Source organism: Staphylococcus sp. 231237_7MaSpsaltlick (assembly GCF_043107035.1).
In genome coordinates, this window is sequence record NZ_JBICNX010000005.1 from 1 (window position 1) to 17817 (window position 17817).

Annotated in this window: 18 protein-coding genes; 15 read left to right on the plus strand and 3 right to left on the minus strand. The window is 33.5% G+C overall.

Going from position 1 to position 17817, the window contains the following annotated elements:
* Positions 1-276: 276 nt before the first annotated feature.
* On the minus strand, positions 277-879 hold the full coding sequence (locus ACF91D_RS10610) for a recombinase family protein (RefSeq protein ID WP_069792813.1): 603 nt from the start codon (positions 877-879) through the stop codon (positions 277-279).
* 147 nt (positions 880-1026) lie between these two features.
* Here ACF91D_RS10610 and ACF91D_RS10615 point away from each other — a divergent pair, with 147 nt between their 5' ends.
* The 3 genes from ACF91D_RS10615 to ACF91D_RS10625 all read left to right on the plus strand — a co-directional run bounded on the left by ACF91D_RS10615 (position 1027) and on the right by ACF91D_RS10625 (position 3094).
* On the plus strand, positions 1027-1170 hold the full coding sequence (locus ACF91D_RS10615; protein ID WP_237282876.1) for a hypothetical protein: 144 nt from the start codon (positions 1027-1029) through the stop codon (positions 1168-1170).
* Positions 1171-1663: 493 nt separating this feature from the next.
* Positions 1664-2503, plus strand: a complete 840-nt coding sequence (locus tag ACF91D_RS10620; RefSeq protein WP_069792812.1) for a sialate O-acetylesterase — start codon at positions 1664-1666, stop codon at positions 2501-2503.
* Between the two features lie 114 nt (positions 2504-2617).
* On the plus strand, positions 2618-3094 hold the full coding sequence (locus ACF91D_RS10625; protein WP_039068561.1) for a DUF1440 domain-containing protein: 477 nt from the start codon (positions 2618-2620) through the stop codon (positions 3092-3094).
* 77 nt (positions 3095-3171) lie between these two features.
* Here the strand turns inward: ACF91D_RS10625 and ACF91D_RS10630 are convergent, their stop codons facing one another.
* Positions 3172-3477: a monooxygenase gene (locus ACF91D_RS10630; protein ID WP_039068559.1), complete on the minus strand. Its 306-nt coding sequence runs from the start codon at positions 3475-3477 to the stop codon at positions 3172-3174.
* 223 nt (positions 3478-3700) lie between these two features.
* On the opposite strand from ACF91D_RS10630, the gene ACF91D_RS10635 reads away from it, so the two are divergent.
* From ACF91D_RS10635 to cidR, 4 genes are all read left to right on the plus strand, one after another.
* A complete protein-coding gene (locus ACF91D_RS10635) occupies positions 3701-4780 on the plus strand; it encodes an aldo/keto reductase (protein ID WP_039068558.1) in 1080 nt (359 codons plus the stop codon).
* A gap of 703 nt (positions 4781-5483) precedes the next feature.
* Positions 5484-6068 carry an immunodominant staphylococcal antigen IsaB family protein gene (gene isaB / locus ACF91D_RS10640; RefSeq protein WP_327620820.1) on the plus strand — a complete coding sequence of 195 codons (585 nt, stop codon included), beginning with the start codon at positions 5484-5486 and terminating at the stop codon, positions 6066-6068.
* Positions 6069-6403: 335 nt separating this feature from the next.
* Positions 6404-7264 (plus strand): class A beta-lactamase, encoded by an 861-nt coding sequence (gene bla / locus ACF91D_RS10645; RefSeq protein WP_107549690.1) that lies wholly within the window; start codon positions 6404-6406, stop codon positions 7262-7264.
* 72 nt (positions 7265-7336) lie between these two features.
* Positions 7337-8212: a cidABC operon transcriptional activator CidR gene (gene cidR / locus ACF91D_RS10650; protein WP_039068555.1), complete on the plus strand. Its 876-nt coding sequence runs from the start codon at positions 7337-7339 to the stop codon at positions 8210-8212.
* Between the two features lie 798 nt (positions 8213-9010).
* On the opposite strand, the gene ACF91D_RS10655 is transcribed toward cidR, so the two are convergent.
* Positions 9011-9955, minus strand: coding sequence for a LacI family DNA-binding transcriptional regulator (locus ACF91D_RS10655; RefSeq protein ID WP_039068553.1), 945 nt, complete (start codon positions 9953-9955; stop codon positions 9011-9013).
* Between the two features lie 136 nt (positions 9956-10091).
* Between ACF91D_RS10655 and eda the strand changes: the two genes are divergently transcribed.
* Genes eda through ACF91D_RS10695 form a run of 8 tightly spaced genes read left to right on the plus strand, consistent with a single transcriptional unit; the run spans position 10092 to position 17803 of the window.
* Positions 10092-10709, plus strand: coding sequence for a bifunctional 4-hydroxy-2-oxoglutarate aldolase/2-dehydro-3-deoxy-phosphogluconate aldolase (eda, locus tag ACF91D_RS10660; protein WP_039068551.1), 618 nt, complete (start codon positions 10092-10094; stop codon positions 10707-10709).
* Positions 10710-10712: 3 nt separating this feature from the next.
* Positions 10713-11684 (plus strand): sugar kinase, encoded by a 972-nt coding sequence (locus ACF91D_RS10665; RefSeq protein ID WP_101093905.1) that lies wholly within the window; start codon positions 10713-10715, stop codon positions 11682-11684.
* A 26-nt stretch (positions 11685-11710) separates the two neighbouring features.
* The gene (locus ACF91D_RS10670; RefSeq protein WP_107549691.1) at positions 11711-12748 is read left to right on the plus strand and encodes a TRAP transporter substrate-binding protein; all 1038 of its coding nucleotides are present in this window, start codon (positions 11711-11713) and stop codon (positions 12746-12748) included.
* Positions 12723-13232 (plus strand): TRAP transporter small permease, encoded by a 510-nt coding sequence (locus tag ACF91D_RS10675; RefSeq protein WP_327620819.1) that lies wholly within the window; start codon positions 12723-12725, stop codon positions 13230-13232. The genes ACF91D_RS10670 and ACF91D_RS10675 overlap by 26 nt, the downstream gene beginning before the upstream one ends.
* Complete coding sequence (locus ACF91D_RS10680) at positions 13229-14524, plus strand: TRAP transporter large permease (RefSeq protein ID WP_069792808.1); 1296 nt, start codon at positions 13229-13231, stop codon at positions 14522-14524. Before ACF91D_RS10675 ends, ACF91D_RS10680 begins: the two co-directional genes overlap by 4 nt.
* Positions 14525-14541: 17 nt before the next feature.
* The gene (gene uxaC, locus ACF91D_RS10685; RefSeq protein WP_069792807.1) at positions 14542-15948 is read left to right on the plus strand and encodes a glucuronate isomerase; all 1407 of its coding nucleotides are present in this window, start codon (positions 14542-14544) and stop codon (positions 15946-15948) included.
* Positions 15949-15950: 2 nt separating this feature from the next.
* Positions 15951-16982 (plus strand): mannonate dehydratase, encoded by a 1032-nt coding sequence (locus tag ACF91D_RS10690; RefSeq protein WP_107548764.1) that lies wholly within the window; start codon positions 15951-15953, stop codon positions 16980-16982.
* Complete coding sequence (locus ACF91D_RS10695; protein ID WP_039068542.1) at positions 16982-17803, plus strand: SDR family oxidoreductase; 822 nt, start codon at positions 16982-16984, stop codon at positions 17801-17803. Before ACF91D_RS10690 ends, ACF91D_RS10695 begins: the two co-directional genes overlap by 1 nt.
* The last annotated feature ends 14 nt before the right edge of the window (positions 17804-17817 follow it).

Consider the following 17817-nt stretch of genomic DNA (forward strand, 5'->3'; position numbering starts at 1 on the left):
GCAGTCTCGTGGTACCACCCAAATTCCTCTAATTAGTCAATTAACCAATTAGAGCTCATTGAATAACGTAACATGTTATTAAACGATGTACTTTCATACATATCTCCAAAGTAGTAAAGTATTTATAAATTATAGAAGCTTCCAGCCGATGGCCTCTATTCCCTGTTTTTAGTTAAACACTTTTTCTTTTTCTCTGAACTCGATATTTAATTATCTATAATCATATATTAGTTAACTAATTATTTCAATGTGCAAATATCTTATAAATAATGATGTTTATATTTCTTTAACTTTAATTCTGTATACAGTTTGTCTAGTAATATTAACTTCTTTAGCTATTTGACTAATAGAAATTCCTTGATCTAGCATTTCTACAACACGATGATATACCAAACGCTTTTGAGGATCTTTAGCATTGGGAGAATACAGAACAGGTCTCCCGTTATATATACCTTTTTCTTTGGCTACTTTAATACCTTGAGCTTGTCTACGTTTACTTTCATTTCTTTCTTGTTCTGAAATCATTGCTAAAATTTGAATAATTAAATCTTTCATGAATTTATCTAGTAGTGGATTTCCAATCACTTCATTCATCATAGGTAAACTCGTTATCATTAATTGCACTTCTTTATCTTTTAAATAATTAACTGTTTGAATTATTTCATCATAATTTCTTCCTAGTCTATCAATAGATTCGACAATTAAACGATCTCCCATTCTTAAAAAATCTAATACTTCCTGAAAAACAGGTCTGTTTTCTATAGATTTAACTGATTGTTTTTCTGTGAAAATTTTCTCAGCAACAAAATATTTTGAATTTTCAATTTGCCTATCTAAATTTTGATTAATGGTCGAAACTCTTGCATATCCAACAATCATTCCCCCCCTTAACTTACACCCTAATCACATAAAATGTTTAACGTTTATCTTTTATTATAATTTTATATTTTTGTTATATGATGATGTGAAAGGAGGCTAGATATAAAATATTTTGAATCAAAAAGCTGGAATTATGGAGGTGTTAAAATGGATAAGAATTTGGCCGACTACACACATTTTCAAAGCCAAGAAGCTATGAAAAAACATAAAATCATTGAAGCCTATATAAAAAAACAGAAGTCAGTTCAAGATATTAGTAATAATAAACAAATACCTCAAAGAACAATTTAATCTTGGGTAAAACGCTACGACAATAAGGGATTAATAGTATTAATAAACAAAAGACGAAAGGACTTAGATAAAGTTAAAGTAAACCAAGATACGCTCAATTATATTAAAAATGAATATCTATCTAACAAAGGTATACCTATAGCATCAATACACCGTAAAACTATATATTGGTGTAATCAAATGAACTACCCTTTACCTAATTATAAACAAGTTTATGCAAGTATTAAAAAAATATCTAATCATTTAAAATCCTACTCTAATTTAAATAGTAACAAATATGCTTGTCATAGTTACATCCTCCGATATGTACATATTAATAATTAAATTCACTTTTCTATCGATACATAAACACTTTTAGGTGAAAATGTATTATTCTTGGAGGATATTTATAACTTTATAGTAATGCGAAATTTTAAAGCAATTAATTTTCTTAACTACGTGAATATAGTATGATGCTTATAACAAATAAGTAATTAAGTTAGGAAGTTTTAATATGAAATCAATATTGCTAATAGGGCAGTCGAATATGGCGGGGCGAGGTTATTTGCATGATGTTTCGCCTATTTTAGATGAACGTATTATGGTTCTTAAGAATGGCAGATGGCAAATGATGGATGAGCCGATTCATAGTGATCGTTCTGTAGCGGGTGTAGGACTAGCTGCATCGTTTGCCAAGTTGTGGTTAGATGACCATCCCGATGAAACGATAGGTTTGATACCTTGTGCAGATGGTGGAACTTCTATGGATGATTGGGACCCTGAGGGTATACTTGCTAGGCATGCTATTACTGAAGCGCAATTTGCACAAGAAACGAGTGAAATTATAGGTATATTATGGCATCAAGGCGAGAGTGATAGCTTTAATCAACAATATAAAACGTATGCTTCAAAATTAAAGACGCTCATCGATCATTTTAGAAACACTTTGAAAATACCTGAAGTACCATTTGTGTTAGGATTGCTTCCAGATTTCTTAGGGAAGTCAGCATTTGGTCAGAGTGCAGTAGAATATAAAGAAATTAATGAAGCATTACAACAAACAGCTGAAGAAAAAGACAATTGCTATTATGTTACGGCAGAGGGATTAACTTCTAATTCAGACGCCATTCATATTAACGCGATTTCCCAACGTCTCTTTGGTATACGCTACTATCAAGCATTTGCAAAATCTGAACACGTTGTCCACCCGTTACCAGAAGAAACACAAGCAGATATATTATTATATAAACAAGAACAAACAAAAAACGAGGAGTTGTATATGCTTGTTGCTCAGTTCTCCAAAAATGAAATTACTTATGAAAATTTTATAAAAAGTATGAAAGAGTTACAATAAATCAAAATTTCCTGGGAAATGAACTTTCTCCAATTCCCCTGTCCTGCCTTTTTTAAATATTTCAATACATTTAGGGTAATTGTAATATTACAAGATATTTGAAGAGGTGAGGATATGGTCAGATTTTCAATTAGACGCGTTGTGCTTACAGGGGCAATCGGCGGGTTCTTAGCAGGCGCTGTAAAAATAGGATGGGAAGGTCTTTTACCACCACGAACGCCTAAACGTGATGAAGAACCACCACCTGTTAAGATGATGGAAATATTTAATGTGCCTGATAAAATACGTAATGCGTCTTATGTATATAACGGCAATGAAGTGTCATTTTCAGTCATGGGTATCCACTATGGTTTTTCTATAGTCAATGCTACATTGTACGCACTATTAAGTGAAAAATACAACTCAATTTCAAGTTGGAAAGGTGGAATGTTTGGTATAGGTGTCCACGTGTTATTTCATGAGATTATGTTACCCATGCTAAAACTTACGCCTAAAGTTGATGAAATACCACCAGAAGAACATTTTTCAGAATTGATTGGTCATATCATATGGATGAATACGATAGATTTTGTGAGAAATTCAGTGAAATAATTTTACGTAGTATAAATTAACGCCCTCACCATATACATCTTATAGTATGTGTTGAGAGCGTTTTTGATTGTAATAGCTTAATTAATACGACCTTTATTAATTTTTGTGAGACTTTCATTAACATCGAATATTTTAGCATTTACATAAGGTACACCCATAGATTTTATACGTTGGCTATGCATCTCTAAATACTGATTTGCATGAGTTTTATTATCAAACGCGTAAATACCACCTGCTTCTTGTTCGGACTCATTTTCAGTCCAAATCTTCCATAAAAATCCTGGTTCATGATTTATGGATTCTGCTAAATCTTTAAATTGTTCAGCCATTTCATTGCCAAATGGTCCATTTAAAGGAAAGTCTACTTGTAGAATTGTTACCATTTAAAACATCCTTTCGATTTAAATTAACTATAAGTTCATCATAACTAGAATTAGTAATTACGTGTACCAACAAAAGCTCAAGTATGTCGTATATTTCTTTAAAAATAGAACGTTAATAGTTAAAACAGTATAATTTTCGTTATTTTTAAAAATAAAATCATTTTGATTTAAAATCAGTTTTAAAGGGAAAGTAATTAAAACTATGTTTATAAGGAGGATAACTATGGATTATACATTATTAGGTAATTCGGGCTTATCGGTATCAAAATATGCGCTTGGTAGCATTCCATTCGCGGGGACAAATGGTTTTGAAAACGCGGGTGGCATATCTCAAGAGTTGAGGAATTACATGATAGACTATGCATTGGATCAAGGAATAAACCAATTCGATACGGCTAATTTATACGCTAAAGGTGATGCAGAAATTGCATTGGGTAAAGCGATTAGAGACAAACGTGAACAGATGGTGATCAGCAGTAAGACTGGCTTTCAATTAACAGATAATCCAAATGATGGTGGGGCAGGTAGAGTTAACATAGAGCGCTCTATTGACGCTTCTTTAAAACGGTTGAATACGGATTACATTGACTTATATTATACACATTTATGGGACGGCCAGACGCCTGTAGAAGAGACGATACAAGTAATGAATGATTTGATTAAAAAAGGTAAGATTCGCTATTGGGGCGTATCCAATTATAGTGGTTGGGCATTAGCGAAGACGCATTCTCTAGCAGTATCAAATCATATGGCTCCTCCAATAGCACAACAGATTTATTATACACCCGAATCAAGAGAAGCAGAATACGAGTTATTACCTGCTGGCAAAGAATTAGGGGTAGGTAATAGCATTTGGTCGCCTCTAGGGGAAGGATTGTTAACAGGTAAAATTAATAGACAACAGTCTGGTGAGTCAGGCACAAGACAAGGTGATGGCTGGGCGGAACCTTATATAAAAGATAAAGAACTATTTTATAACCTCGTAGATACATTACAAGAAATTGCTAATCAACATCGTGTTTCAGTAGCACAAGTAACGCTTGCATGGCTTAGAGATCGTCCGAATGTTGATTCTCTTGTGTTAGCTGCTAGAACCAAAGAACAACTACAAGATAATATTGCTTCATATAATTTAGAATTAACAAACCAAGAAATAGCCGCTATTACTGATTTAACTACTCCAGAGCCGATATATCCTCTATGGCATCGTGCTATGAATTCTTATGAGAAAGCATCAAAATCAGAGAAAGTTTATTTGGACGGTTATAATCAATTAATGTCTAATAAAGATACTTTGTTATAAAAAAATTTTTATAATTAAAATTTGCTAGCCGAGGCAATAAGTCTCGGCTATATTTTTGCGTTGATTAAATATTACTTTTGAGATGAAAATAGAAATATTAAAGCAAATTATAAAAAGTTTTACTAAGCATAAATTAATTTTTTCATTATACTATTAGAAATAAAAAATAATTTATTAAATGTTTAATATCATATTGCAATTAAAAATATTAGGTGTATGATTAAGGTGAATAATTACACTTTTGCAGATAGGTGCTCTAAAAATGGAGGAGTGATTATATTCGTTAGTTTGGTTATATATAAGTAAACTTAACATTGGTACTGTTTATAAGGACAATCTCTTGCATATTTAACGAGTAATGGTCAAGAAGTAAAAGTAATAACGTCAAACGTGAAGTTATAGTGAAGCTGCTGCTAATCTAAACTCTTTAAACCCTTGGATACAATTATAATGGATACACAACTCATGAAGTATTACTTCCAGTAAATAATGGAATTGTACAATTGCTAAAATACGGTAATAGCACAATTGATAGCTATAAAGTGAATTCATATCATTCTACCGGACTTGATTAATCAAAGATGGTATATGACACTACAATTAATTTTAATAATCAAAATTACCTATATCAGATAGAAATTCATTAGTAATAAAAAGTTGTTGTTTGGCAAAAAAGGACATTAATTTCAAGGAGTGATTTATTATGCGTAAAACAGGCAAGATACTTTCAGCAACTGTCGTTGTTTCAACGCTTGTCGTAGGTTCTTCAGCAGCATATATTACGACAAATAGTCCGAGTGCACAAGCAGTTGAGCAAGAGCAAAAATGGGGACATGGTGAAGGTGGTGCTGGTGGTGCAAATACTGAAAGTAATGCAGAACTAAAAGCTGAAACACCATGGTACAACTACGAGGGTTATACGACATATGACCCATCATTCACTCAAGATTATAACTTTGTACGCGCTTTAAAATACGACAATGTTTCAATTAATGGTTATAAAGTAGATACAGATGCTAAGAAAGAGTTTGACCATGTTAAAAAGGTTTATGACACTTCTGTATCCTTTAATAGCGATAATGAAGTTGTTCAAATAACATTCTTCACAAAATCGAACTCAGTTGCTAAAGCAACATTCAAAGATGCACACAATTCTAATGAAATTATTGAGGAAGGGAAATTAGGTAATAAAGATGGAACATTTGTAAAATATGAAACTAATAATGGTTTCTATACGGCTTTCTTTGATCAAAACGATAATTTAATGGAAATTACAATTGGTCAATAAAATAAGTTAATAACGATAACAATTTAAAATTGTGGATTGAGAGGCTGGGGCATTAATTGTCTCAGTCTATATTAAATTAATGATTCCTATACATAAGCTATTTACTTAGGTGTTCTAGTTTTGAGAATTAGTAGTGCTTATGCATAGTTCAGTTCGGATAAATCTTTATTCCTTTCAACTATAGTCATTATAATCGGGAGCACGGCGGAATCTTTTTAAATAAATTAGATTTTTGTCTGACTCTATTATAATGTTATTTTTCATTAGTGAATTTAACAGTTATAATTATAAAAAATCTAATAAAAACATTTTAAACAATTAGGAGGATGATTTTTATGAAAAAAGTATTTTTAGCTATTATGGTGAGTATGATTACACTGTTACTAGCACATTTAACGCATTATAATAGCGCATCTGCGAGTGAGATAAAACATATTGAAGACAAGAATGATGTAACTATAGGTGTTTATGGTATGAATACTGAAAATGGTAAAGTATACAAACACAACGCTGACGAACGATTTGCTTTTGCGTCCACGTATAAAGCGATTGCGAGTGGAATTTTGCTTAATAATACGTCTCAGGATAAACTCAATAAAAAGGTAAAAATAAATGAACAAGATATTGTTGCGTATTCTCCAGTTACCGAAAAATACATAGGAAAAACAATGTCATTAAAATCTTTAGTGAAGGCGTCGATGCTCCAAAGTGATAATACTGCAAATAATAAAATAATAAAGGAAATTGGCGGAATTAAAGGATTTAATAAAGAACTTAAAAATTTAGGAGATGCTACTTCAAAACCTCAAAGATTAGAACCAGAGCTAAATAATTATGATCCAGCTAAAATTGCTGATACAACGACGCCAAAAGCAGCAGCCACAACCTTAAATAAATTGTTATCTAGCAGCCAAATGGATAAAGAAAATCAAACGCTATTAAAACAAGTTATGGTTGAAAATGAAACTGGTGATAGTTTGATTAAAGCTGGCGTACCTAAACATTATACGGTAGGAGATAAAAGTGGCCAAGCTTTAACTTATGGAACGCGTAATGATTTGGCATTTATATACACTGACGAACACAAAAAACCTATTATTTTAGCAATTTATACGAAACAAGGTCAAAAGAATGCAAAACCAGATGATAAAATAATCGCAGCGGCAGCGGAAAAAGCAATTGAAAAATTGAAATGATAACTTTGAGTTATCGAGAAAACAAAACAATCACTTATAATAGTTAAACAAAGGGTTATAGAGGAGTTCAAAATGGAAATTAAGCAGATGAAGTATTTTGTGGAAGTTGTGAAAAATGGTGGTATGACTCAGGCATCGGAGCACCTTTATATCGCACAATCTACAATTAGCAAGAATATCAAAAGCATTGAAGATGAATTTAATATTACGTTATTCGATAGACGCAAAAAACACATTATACTGACGGATATTGGTCAAATATTTTATGATAAATGCGTTGAAGCTTTGGCTGTATTAGATGATTTGTCGCTAGAAATGGGAGATGTCACAAACTTAGAACGTGGACATATTCGTGTGGGTATTTCTGCTATTATGAATGTTCGTTTATTTACAGAAAGTTTGAATGAATTTCACAATAAATATCCAAATGTAACGTATGAAGTGATAGAAGGTGGTGGAAAAGCTGTTGAATCCTATCTGAATAGCGACGAAATTGACGTTGGTATCACGACGTTACCTGTAGATGACGACATTTACCATGCAGTGCCTTTATATAACGAAAAGTTATTATTAGTGGTGGACAAAAATGCAGAGTTAGCGAAACAATCATCTGTGTATTTAGGAGATTTGAAGAGTGAACAATTTATCATGTTCCATGATGATTATTATTTAAAAGACCAAATTATTGAGAGTTGTAGGAAAGTTGGGTTTCATCCGAAAACAGTAGCAAAAATGTCGCAAATTACTTTTATTGAAAATATGATTCGTGATGGAATTGGTGTGAGTATCTTACCCGAGAGTATAGTACGTATTTTAAATGACGGCGTTGTAGGTATTGAGATTACGGGCGCCGATGCGGCATGGAATTTAGGTTTGATTTGGAAAAAAGATAGTTATATGAACCATGTGACGCATGAATGGATTCAATTTTTAACAGAGTACAAATAATATTAATCTACACCAGCAAATTAATATTATTAGGTAATTGAAGTATTCCAAAAGAGAATGTTAAGCATTCCAACTATGTATTTTAATCATGTTAAAGGCCATACTATAATAGAGTTGTAGAGGGTTATAAGTACTCATTAATAAATTATTCATATTGATTTATAAATAAGTATTTCATGATGTATTTATTTTATCGTACACCTAAGATACGATAGCAGTTTAACAGACAGTGGTTATTAACTGGGTTCATAATTTATAAAGAAAAAATCGTCTGAAGTTATGTATTACTTGGATAATGCATTACTGCTACACAGAGTCGATGTAGCGAAACCTAACATGGTTGTTATTTGTAAGCCTTAAACAGATAAAAGATGTATTACTCATGAAAACGTACTCATAATATTTCGAAATGGTAAATAAAACCAATATTAAATTAACTTTCTCCCAGTCATGAATGTTAAAAACACCCCATCGAACGCTATTGGTTAAGCATTATTTCGACACAAGACGACGCAACGTAGATAAAACGAACCTATATATAACGTTATTATTACTGGAACTTAGTAAAACTTATCACTACTGACTGCTATAAATCGATAAGATGGCACGCGCATCTATGAAGTCACTTATTAGATTTAAAAAACAATTACCAGATAAAACTATAATACATTGGACGAAATAAATATTTCGTTTGAACTCATAAAAATGCGGTAACCCTCTAGATAAATATCTCTCAAACAATCACGCCCAAAACTACACTGTCCATGTAGTCTTGGGCGCTTTGTTTGTGTATATTGATTAGTTATCATCACTTGCAGAAGGGTGTAGGTGATACGCAGGTTCCGTAGGTTCATCTTTAATGACTTTATCTAAAGTTGTAACGATTTGTTGTGCAATTTCGGCAGTAGGTACACCTATAGCGTGAACAGGGTAATCCAATTTTTTAATTTGTGGAATATTATCATAAGAATAAATTATAGGTTGATGATCTGAATCCATAGCGTTAATCGTTCCTACAGTAATATCGTAGCTTCCACAAATGACACCAGGTGAGAGCGCTCCATCGTTTAAAAATTGTTTTACTGCAGCCTCCGCGTCTATCGCATTTAATCCGTTAGAATCGATAATTCGATAGGTAACATTGTTGTTTTCACAGTAATTGATGATGGCTTCTTTTTTGGCAATTTGACGCGCATCTGTTGTGTTGATATCACCAATATAGTCTATCGTATCGATACCTTTAGCAAGCAATCCTTTTATTGCTAGAATCATCGCTTCAGCGTGGTTCACGTTAACAATTGGGTAAGGGATATTACGATCGACGCCATAAGCCACTACAGGTACGTTGTTATATATTTCTGGAGGTAGATTAGAGTCGTCACCTTCGTCAAAAATTACGATACCGTCACAGCCAAATTCAACAAATTTTTTCGAAGCAGCAGCGACATCATCGATAGACACAAACATGACATAACCTAATGATTTAATAGCCAAATTAATTTCTGTAATGAGGTGCGTTACGGCGACACGATCTACTGATGGCCAGATTAATCCAATTGTGCCACTTTTTTTAGAAACAAGAGCTCTTGCTGAATGATTAGGGATATAATTCATTTCAACGGCCTTTTGTTGGATCATTTCTTTTGTTTTTGGTTTAACTAGTTGGGAATTTTTCAATGCTTTACTGACTGTGGAATAGCTGACACCACAGGCTTCGGCAACGTCTTTTAAAGTCACAGCCATAAAACTTCTCCTTGAAATAGATTGATTTAAGTTAGAATTAATTATACCATAGAGACAAGCATTACAATATTTTTTTGGATATTAATAACAACGTTGTTATTTTGCTACCAAACTATTTTTTAAAGGGGATGACAAGATGAATTCCATAGAAACAATGAAGACAATTCAACAAGGGCAACATATTGCGGTGATGCGTACAGATAATGCTGAATCATTTTTAGATATTGCGCACACCATCATAGATAAGGGACTTAACATTATTGAAGTAACATTAACAACACCGAATGGCATCGATATTATTGGCGAATTATCTAAGAGAGAAGATGCAGTTATTGGCGCTGGTACAGTGTTAGATAGTGTTTCTGCACGTAATGCTATTTTAAATGGTGCTAAATTTATAGTAAGTCCATCTTTCGATAAAGAGACTGCAAAAATAGCTAATTTATATGATGTACCATATATTCCTGGCTGTATGACAGTTAAAGAAATGGTCGAGTCTTTACGTTATGGTTGCAAAGTATTGAAGCTATTTCCAGCGACACAATTTTCTCCAAAGTCTATAAAGGATTTTAAAGGACCTCTACCTCAAATTGAAATTGTACCAACAGGAGGCGTTGGTAAAGATAATCATCAAGAATGGTTAGATGCAGGTAGTTTTGCAGTAGGTATAGGCAGCGAAATTACAAAAATTTATCAACAACAAGGTAAAGCAGGGTTAGCGCAATATGTAGCAGAATTAAAAAGCGAGGGATAATTTATGACGGTATTTGGATTTGGCGAAGTGTTACTACGCTATACTCCGCCTAATTATGAACAGCTTAAGGACACACATACATTTGACGTTAATGTCGGTGGTGCAGAATTAAATGCGCTCATTACACTAGCAGAATTTGGGCATAAAACAGAGATGTTAACGGTGTTACCACAACATGCGCTGAGTCACATAGCATTACAAAAAATGTATCAAACACGTGTAGGTACTGAATTTGTGAAACAACAACAAGGTAGAATTGGAACTTATTATATGGAAGAAAGTTTTGGTTATAGAAGCGGTAAAGTTATATATGATCGTGAGCATTCCACATTTGCTGAACATGGGAACACGGTTGTCGATGACTTAGCTACGCAAAGTGGTGATTACTTTATTTTCACAGGTATTACATTAGCTGTGAATAAAACGATTCGTGAGCAAATTGTATCGGTTCTTACTAAATTAAAACAACAGGGTACTAAAATTGTGTTTGATATTAATTTCCGTAGCAATTTATGGACAAAAGCAGAAGCTTTACCAGTAATTCAATCTGTATTACCACTTGTCGATGTATTGTTCTTTGGCAAAAAAGATGCCACACACTTGTTAGAGACTAATGATGAACATGATGATATAGAAACGTGTGCTAAGACGATACAAAAGCAATTTGATATACATTTAATGGCTTCCAGTAATAGAAATATTGAGCAAAGTACATTGCAAGGTATTACATTAGCTGGCGAAAAATTTATTAACGGTAAAGCATATCCATATACTGTACTTAATCGAATTGGTGCCGGTGATGCATTTATGGCTGGATTCTTACATGGTCTTGTAAAGGGCTGGCAATTAGACGCTGTAACTGACTTTGCTACAAAATGCTCAGTGATACAACATACGACAAATGAAGATGCATTAAATATAGAAGAAAATGCAGTTCATAATCTGTCATCTCACTTTGGTGAACTGAAACGTTAAGATCTAAATTAAAAGGAGCGAAAAACATGAAAAAATTTTTAGCTCTGTTTGTAAGCGCATTCTTTTTAGCTGGCATGTTAGACATTGCGTTATCAGATTATAAAGTTAGCGCAGAAAGTAAGGAAAAAGAAATTATGTTAGCGCATAATCAGCCAACCGAGCATCCAGTACACAAATCACTTGAAATTTTTAAAGATAGATTAGAAAAAGAATCCCATGGACAGATAAAAGTTAATATATACCCAAATGGACAATTAGGTAGCGAACGTGAAGCAATTGAAATGACACAAACAAATGCAATACAGATGACTAAGGTTTCAGCAGGAGCATTAGAAAGCTTTTCACCAACGTACTCCTTGTTTAATATGCCTTATTTATTTGAGTCACAAGATAGTTATCGACATGTGATGCAAAAACAATCCGTACAAGATGCCTTTTTCAAATCAACTGCTGATAAAGGATTTTTAGGTATTACTTATTATGATGCAGGCATGCGTAATCTCTATACAAAAGATAAAAAAGTTGAAACAAGCAAAGATTTAAAAGGATTGAAAACTCGCGTTCAACCTAGTAAAACGAGCGTCGATTTAATTAAATCACTTGGCGGTACGCCTACACCTATGGATTTTGGAGAGGTGTACACTGCAATGCAATCAGGTGTGATTGACGCTGGAGAGAATAACGAAACAGCATTAACAAGTAATAATCATGGTGAGGTGGCTAAACATTATTACTATACGGAGCATGCCATAGTTCCAGACATATTAATTATGAATAAAGAAACCTATGACAGTTTTTCTGAAAAACAAAAACAGTGGTTGAAAGATGCAGCGGCTTATTCAACTGACAAACATGAAACGATTTGGGATAACGCGATTGAAGATAGTAAGAAAACAGCTAAAGAACAAATGGGAGTGAAATTTCATGATGTAGATAAATCTTCCTTCAAAGCGTCTTCTAAACCTTTACAAGATGAATTTAAAAAGAATCCTGACACTAAAGCGGATTATAAATTAATCGAAAAGGAGGAACAACGCTATGAAGAAAGCAAAGACCATCATTGATAAATTATTGCTAACTTTAGCTGGTATTGCACTTTTCGTAATGGTTATCCTCTCGATTTATCAAGTATTGACACGTTTTATCTTTAATAGTCCAAGCACTGTAAGTGAAGAAATAGTGAGGTTTTTATTAATTTGGTTTGGTTTACTAAGTGCAAGTTATGTATTCGGTATTAAACAACATATAGCGATATTATTTATCCGAGAAAAACTACCCAAAAAAATACAATTAATAATGGAAAAAATTTCGGATATTATTTTAATAATTGTAGCACTCGTTCTAATGATTTGGGGCGGTTATGAGGTAGTTAAACTAACATGGTTACAAATCGCACCATCAACTGGTTTGTCAATGGCTCTGATGTACGGTGCACTTCCCGTTTCAGGTTTGTTTATTATTTTTTACGCCATATATAACCTGTTAGATAAGCAAGAATTAGCGACCGTCCAAGAAACTAATAAGGAAGATGGAGGTGAGCATATATGACAATAATGGCAGGTTTAGTATTGTTTATAACTTTTTTCTTCTTCCTATTATTCGGTTTGCCTATTGCACTGGCGATTATCTTGAGTTCTATCATCACGTTGTTAATGATTCTACCATTTGATGTGACCATAGTGACGGCAGCGCAACGAATGGTTACGGGTATTGATGATTTTACGATGCTCGCTATACCACTCTTCGTTTTGGCTGGTATCATCATGAACAATGGTGGCATCGCATTTAGGTTAGTTAATTTTGCGAAAGTCCTTGTAGGTCGTTTGCCTGGCTCATTGGCGCATACCAATATTGTTGGTAATATGCTGTTTGGTTCGATTTCAGGGTCGAGTGTAGCAGCTGCAGCTGCAATGGGGCGCATCATGGGACCTATGGAAGAAAAACAAGGATATAGAAAAGAGTATTCGGCTGCTGCAAATATTGCTTCTGCACCTTCGGGTTTAATGATACCGCCAAGTTCATTATTAATTGTTTATTCACTTGTGAGTGGCGGGACATCAATTGCTGCATTATTTATAGCTGGTTATATACCTGGGATTTTATGGGGCATTGCCTGTATGATTGTAGCTTTTACTATGGCCAAAAAACAAGGCTATAAAGTATCTGAAAGTATTGGCTGGAGAGATAAATTATTTTTAACATTAGATGCTTTACCAAGTTTGTTGTTAATTGTCATTGTTATTGGCGGTATCGTTTCAGGGATATTTACTGCGACTGAGGGTGCTGCTGTAGCCGTACTTTATTCGACTGTTTTATCGCTTATTTATAAAAGTTTATCATTGAAACAGATTCCTAATGTAATTAAAGAAACAGCAGAGATAAGTGGGATGATATTGTTCTTAATTACCGCTTCTGCACTATTTTCACTTGTCATGAGTTATACCGGATTACCCGAAGCAATTTCAAATGGCATTATTTCTATGACAGATAATCCAATCATTTTATTACTATTAATAAATGTCATTTTGTTGGTTATTGGTACTTTTATGGACATCACACCAGCCGTATTAATATTTACACCGATATTTTTACCAATTTCAGAAGTTTTAGGCTTAGACCCAATTCACTTTGGTATTATTATTGCTTTTAATTTATGTATTGGAAATATCACGCCACCGGTTGGCAGTGCCTTATTTGTAGGTGCAAGTGTTGGTGGCGTGCGTGTAGAGGCAGTGTTCAAATATTTAGTACCTTATTTCATCGCATTAATTATCTTAATGTTATTTATAACATTTATACCAGAACTTTCATTATTCCTTCCTAAATTATTAGGATTATAGAAAAGGAGCAAAATATTATGTCATTAATTACTGATGATTTTTTACTAAACAATAAAACAGCAGTGAAGTTATATGAAAAGGCGAAAGACCTACCTATATATGATTTCCACTGCCATTTAGACCCTAAAGAAATTTATGAAAATAAAAACTATGAAAACATTACACAGCTTTGGTTAGGAGGGGATCATTATAAATGGCGTTTAATGAGAGCTTACGGTATTGAAGAAGCATATATCACTGGTAATGCAGATGACTTTGATAAGTTCCAGGCATTTATGCATATGCTGCCGTATTCAATCGTTAACCCGATGTACCATTGGTGTGCGCTTGAATTAAAACGTTATTTTAATGAGGATACTGATTTAGATAAAGTAAATGTAAAAAAACTTTATAAAACATTAAACCGTAAATTAGCTAAGACGTCACACACGCCACAGAATTTAATAAAGCAAAGTAATGTGAAAGTTGTATGTACAACAGATGATCCATGTGATGATTTGAAATATCATCAATTATTAAATGAAGATAAAAAAGTAACATTCAAGGTGTGCCCTACATTTAGACCAGATAGCTATGTGTTTTTAAGTAGTGCAACAGTGCAAGAGAAAATAGATAAATTAGATGAAGCGACTGATTGTGATGTTAGTAATTTAAATAATTATATCGAAGCGTTGAAAGCACGTGTACATTACTTTGATAGACAAGGAGCTAGGAGTTCGGACCAAAGTTTTGAAAAAACACCACTGATGACAGCTTCGTCTGAAGAAGCTAATGCTATATTCGAAATGTTAGTAAGCGGTCAAAGTGTTTCAGAAACTGAACAATATGAATTAGCGGGCTATATTTTAACAGAAATTAGTAAAGTCTATCACGAATTGAATTGGGTAGTTCAGTTCCATTTAGGCCCTACAAGAAATAATAATACAAACATGTATGACAAAGTAGGTCCAGACAGTGGTTTCGATAGTGTTGGTGAACAACTCAGTGCTAAAAGATTAAACGCCATGTTAGACCACCTTGAACAACATCAAGCACTTTCAGATACTATTATTTACCCAAATAATGGAAATGACCATTTAATGGTACAAGCAACTGCAGGTAACTTTTCAAATAGTCAACACAAAGTACAGTTAGGTGCAGCATGGTGGTTCAATGATACGAAAGAAGGCATGGAAAAACATTTAGTGGAATATGCTAACGTAGGTTTGTTATCTAAATTTGTTGGCATGCTTACAGACTCACGCAGTATGATTTCTTATACACGCCATGAGTATTTCAGAAGAATCTTATGTAATTTCTTGGGAGATAAGATTGAAAAGGGAGAAATTGCATTATCACCATCAACAATCGATCAAATAGTGAAAGATATTTGTTATAACAATGCAGTTAATTTATTCAAAATTGAAGGAGTTAAGGAGGAATAATTATGGAATTATCATTTCGTTGGTATGGTGAAGATGACCCAGTAACTTTAAAGAATATTAAACAAATTCCAGATATGAAACAAATTGTTACGGCGATTTATGATATCCCAGTTGGTGAAGTTTGGACATCTGAAAGAATTTCTCAGTTAAAACAATCTATTGAAGCGGAAGGCTTAAAGTTTGAAGTAGTAGAAAGTCTGCCGGTTAGTGAAAAAATTAAAATGGGGACGACGGAACGTGATGCTTTAATTGAAAATTATAAAGTATCGTTAAAAAATTTAGCGGCTAATGGCGTTAAAACAGTCACATATAACTTTATGCCTGTATTTGATTGGACACGTTCACAGTTAGATTATGAACTTGATGATGGCTCTAATACGTTAATTTATAAACATGATCAATTGAAAGACATCGATCCTTTAACAACTGATTTGAATTTACCGGGATGGGACGAAAGTTATTCTAGAGCAGAGATGAATCAACTCATTACAACATATCGTGAAATGTCAGATGAACAACTGTGGGAAAACTTAAAATATTTCTTAGAAGCAGTGTTGCCAACTGCAATTGAACACGATATTGATTTAGCAATTCACCCGGATGATCCACCATGGTCAATTTTTGGTATCCCTCGTATTATCAAGAATAAAGACAGCTATAGACAATTATTAGCTATAAATGATAGTAGACATAATGGTATTTGTTTCTGTACTGGATCTCTTGGTTCATTAGCTGAGAATGATTTGCCAAGTATGATTCGTGAATTTGGCGAGCATATTCATTTTGTGCACATGCGTAATGTGAAACGTTTAGATGAATTTTCATTCGTTGAAACAGGGCACTTATCTAAAAATGGATCTGTAGATATGAAAGCAGTTGTAGAAGCCTTAAGAGATATTGACTTTAAAGGTACAATCAGACCCGATCATGGACGTATGATTTGGGAAGAAACAGGAAAAGCAGGTTATGGGTTGTTCGATAGAGCATTAGGGGCAACATATATTAATGGTTTAATTGAAGGAGTGAGCAAATAATGACTGAACAATTTAAAAACGTTAATGTCGTTATTACAGGTGCCACAGGCGTAATAGGTTCAACATTTGTGAAAGCACTTGTAAAAAAAGGCGCGAATGTTGGTATTTTAGGGCGTTCCGAAGAGAAAATTGTGGACTTGCAAAATGAAATTGATAAAGAAAAAAGACAAACTGTAGCATTAGTCGCAAACGTATTAGATAAAGCGTCGTTACAACAAGCTAAACAAACCTTTAACGATAAATTTGGAAAAATATCTGTGCTTATTAACGGTGCAGGAGGTAATAACCCAAACGCTACTACTAATGATGAAATGTACGATGAAGATGGTGACAAAACATTCTTTGATTTAACCGAAGAAGGCGTAGATAAAGTCTTTAAGTTAAACTATACGGGTACATTCTTACCATCACAAGTGTTTGGTAAAGATGTTGTAGAAGTTGAAACTGGGACAATTATTAATATATCATCGATGAATGCTTTTACACCATTAACGAAGATTCCAGCATATAGTGGTGCAAAATCATCAGTAAGTAACTTTACGCAGTGGTTGAGCACATACTTTGCAGGCCATATACGTGTGAATGCGATTGCACCAGGTTTCTTTGAAACAAACCAAAATAAAGCACTATTACGTAATGAAGATGGTTCATATTCTGAACGTGCTTCGAAAATTTTATCTCAAACACCAATGAATCGTTTTGGTGAACCTGAAGAAATATTAGGTACACTTTATTGGTTAATGGATAATAATATGAGTGGCTTTGTTACTGGTATCGTCGTACCAGTCGATGGAGGATTCTCGTCATATTCTGGTGTTTAGAGCAAATTTGTAAC

Excerpts from the sequence above, each read along its gene's own strand:
- ACF91D_RS10610 (WP_069792813.1), bottom strand. The coding sequence starts at position 879 with ATGATTGTTGGATATGCAAGAGTTTCGACCATTAATCAAAATTTAGAT.
- ACF91D_RS10615 (WP_237282876.1), top strand. The coding sequence starts at position 1,027 with ATGGATAAGAATTTGGCCGACTACACACATTTTCAAAGCCAAGAAGCT.
- ACF91D_RS10620 (WP_069792812.1), top strand. The coding sequence starts at position 1,664 with ATGAAATCAATATTGCTAATAGGGCAGTCGAATATGGCGGGGCGAGGT.
- ACF91D_RS10625 (WP_039068561.1), top strand. The coding sequence starts at position 2,618 with ATGGTCAGATTTTCAATTAGACGCGTTGTGCTTACAGGGGCAATCGGC.
- ACF91D_RS10630 (WP_039068559.1), bottom strand. The coding sequence starts at position 3,477 with ATGGTAACAATTCTACAAGTAGACTTTCCTTTAAATGGACCATTTGGC.
- ACF91D_RS10635 (WP_039068558.1), top strand. The coding sequence starts at position 3,701 with ATGGATTATACATTATTAGGTAATTCGGGCTTATCGGTATCAAAATAT.
- isaB (WP_327620820.1), top strand. The coding sequence starts at position 5,484 with ATGCGTAAAACAGGCAAGATACTTTCAGCAACTGTCGTTGTTTCAACG.
- bla (WP_107549690.1), top strand. The coding sequence starts at position 6,404 with ATGAAAAAAGTATTTTTAGCTATTATGGTGAGTATGATTACACTGTTA.
- cidR (WP_039068555.1), top strand. The coding sequence starts at position 7,337 with ATGGAAATTAAGCAGATGAAGTATTTTGTGGAAGTTGTGAAAAATGGT.
- ACF91D_RS10655 (WP_039068553.1), bottom strand. The coding sequence starts at position 9,955 with ATGGCTGTGACTTTAAAAGACGTTGCCGAAGCCTGTGGTGTCAGCTAT.
- eda (WP_039068551.1), top strand. The coding sequence starts at position 10,092 with ATGAATTCCATAGAAACAATGAAGACAATTCAACAAGGGCAACATATT.
- ACF91D_RS10665 (WP_101093905.1), top strand. The coding sequence starts at position 10,713 with ATGACGGTATTTGGATTTGGCGAAGTGTTACTACGCTATACTCCGCCT.
- ACF91D_RS10670 (WP_107549691.1), top strand. The coding sequence starts at position 11,711 with ATGAAAAAATTTTTAGCTCTGTTTGTAAGCGCATTCTTTTTAGCTGGC.
- ACF91D_RS10675 (WP_327620819.1), top strand. The coding sequence starts at position 12,723 with ATGAAGAAAGCAAAGACCATCATTGATAAATTATTGCTAACTTTAGCT.
- ACF91D_RS10680 (WP_069792808.1), top strand. The coding sequence starts at position 13,229 with ATGACAATAATGGCAGGTTTAGTATTGTTTATAACTTTTTTCTTCTTC.
- uxaC (WP_069792807.1), top strand. The coding sequence starts at position 14,542 with ATGTCATTAATTACTGATGATTTTTTACTAAACAATAAAACAGCAGTG.
- ACF91D_RS10690 (WP_107548764.1), top strand. The coding sequence starts at position 15,951 with ATGGAATTATCATTTCGTTGGTATGGTGAAGATGACCCAGTAACTTTA.
- ACF91D_RS10695 (WP_039068542.1), top strand. The coding sequence starts at position 16,982 with ATGACTGAACAATTTAAAAACGTTAATGTCGTTATTACAGGTGCCACA.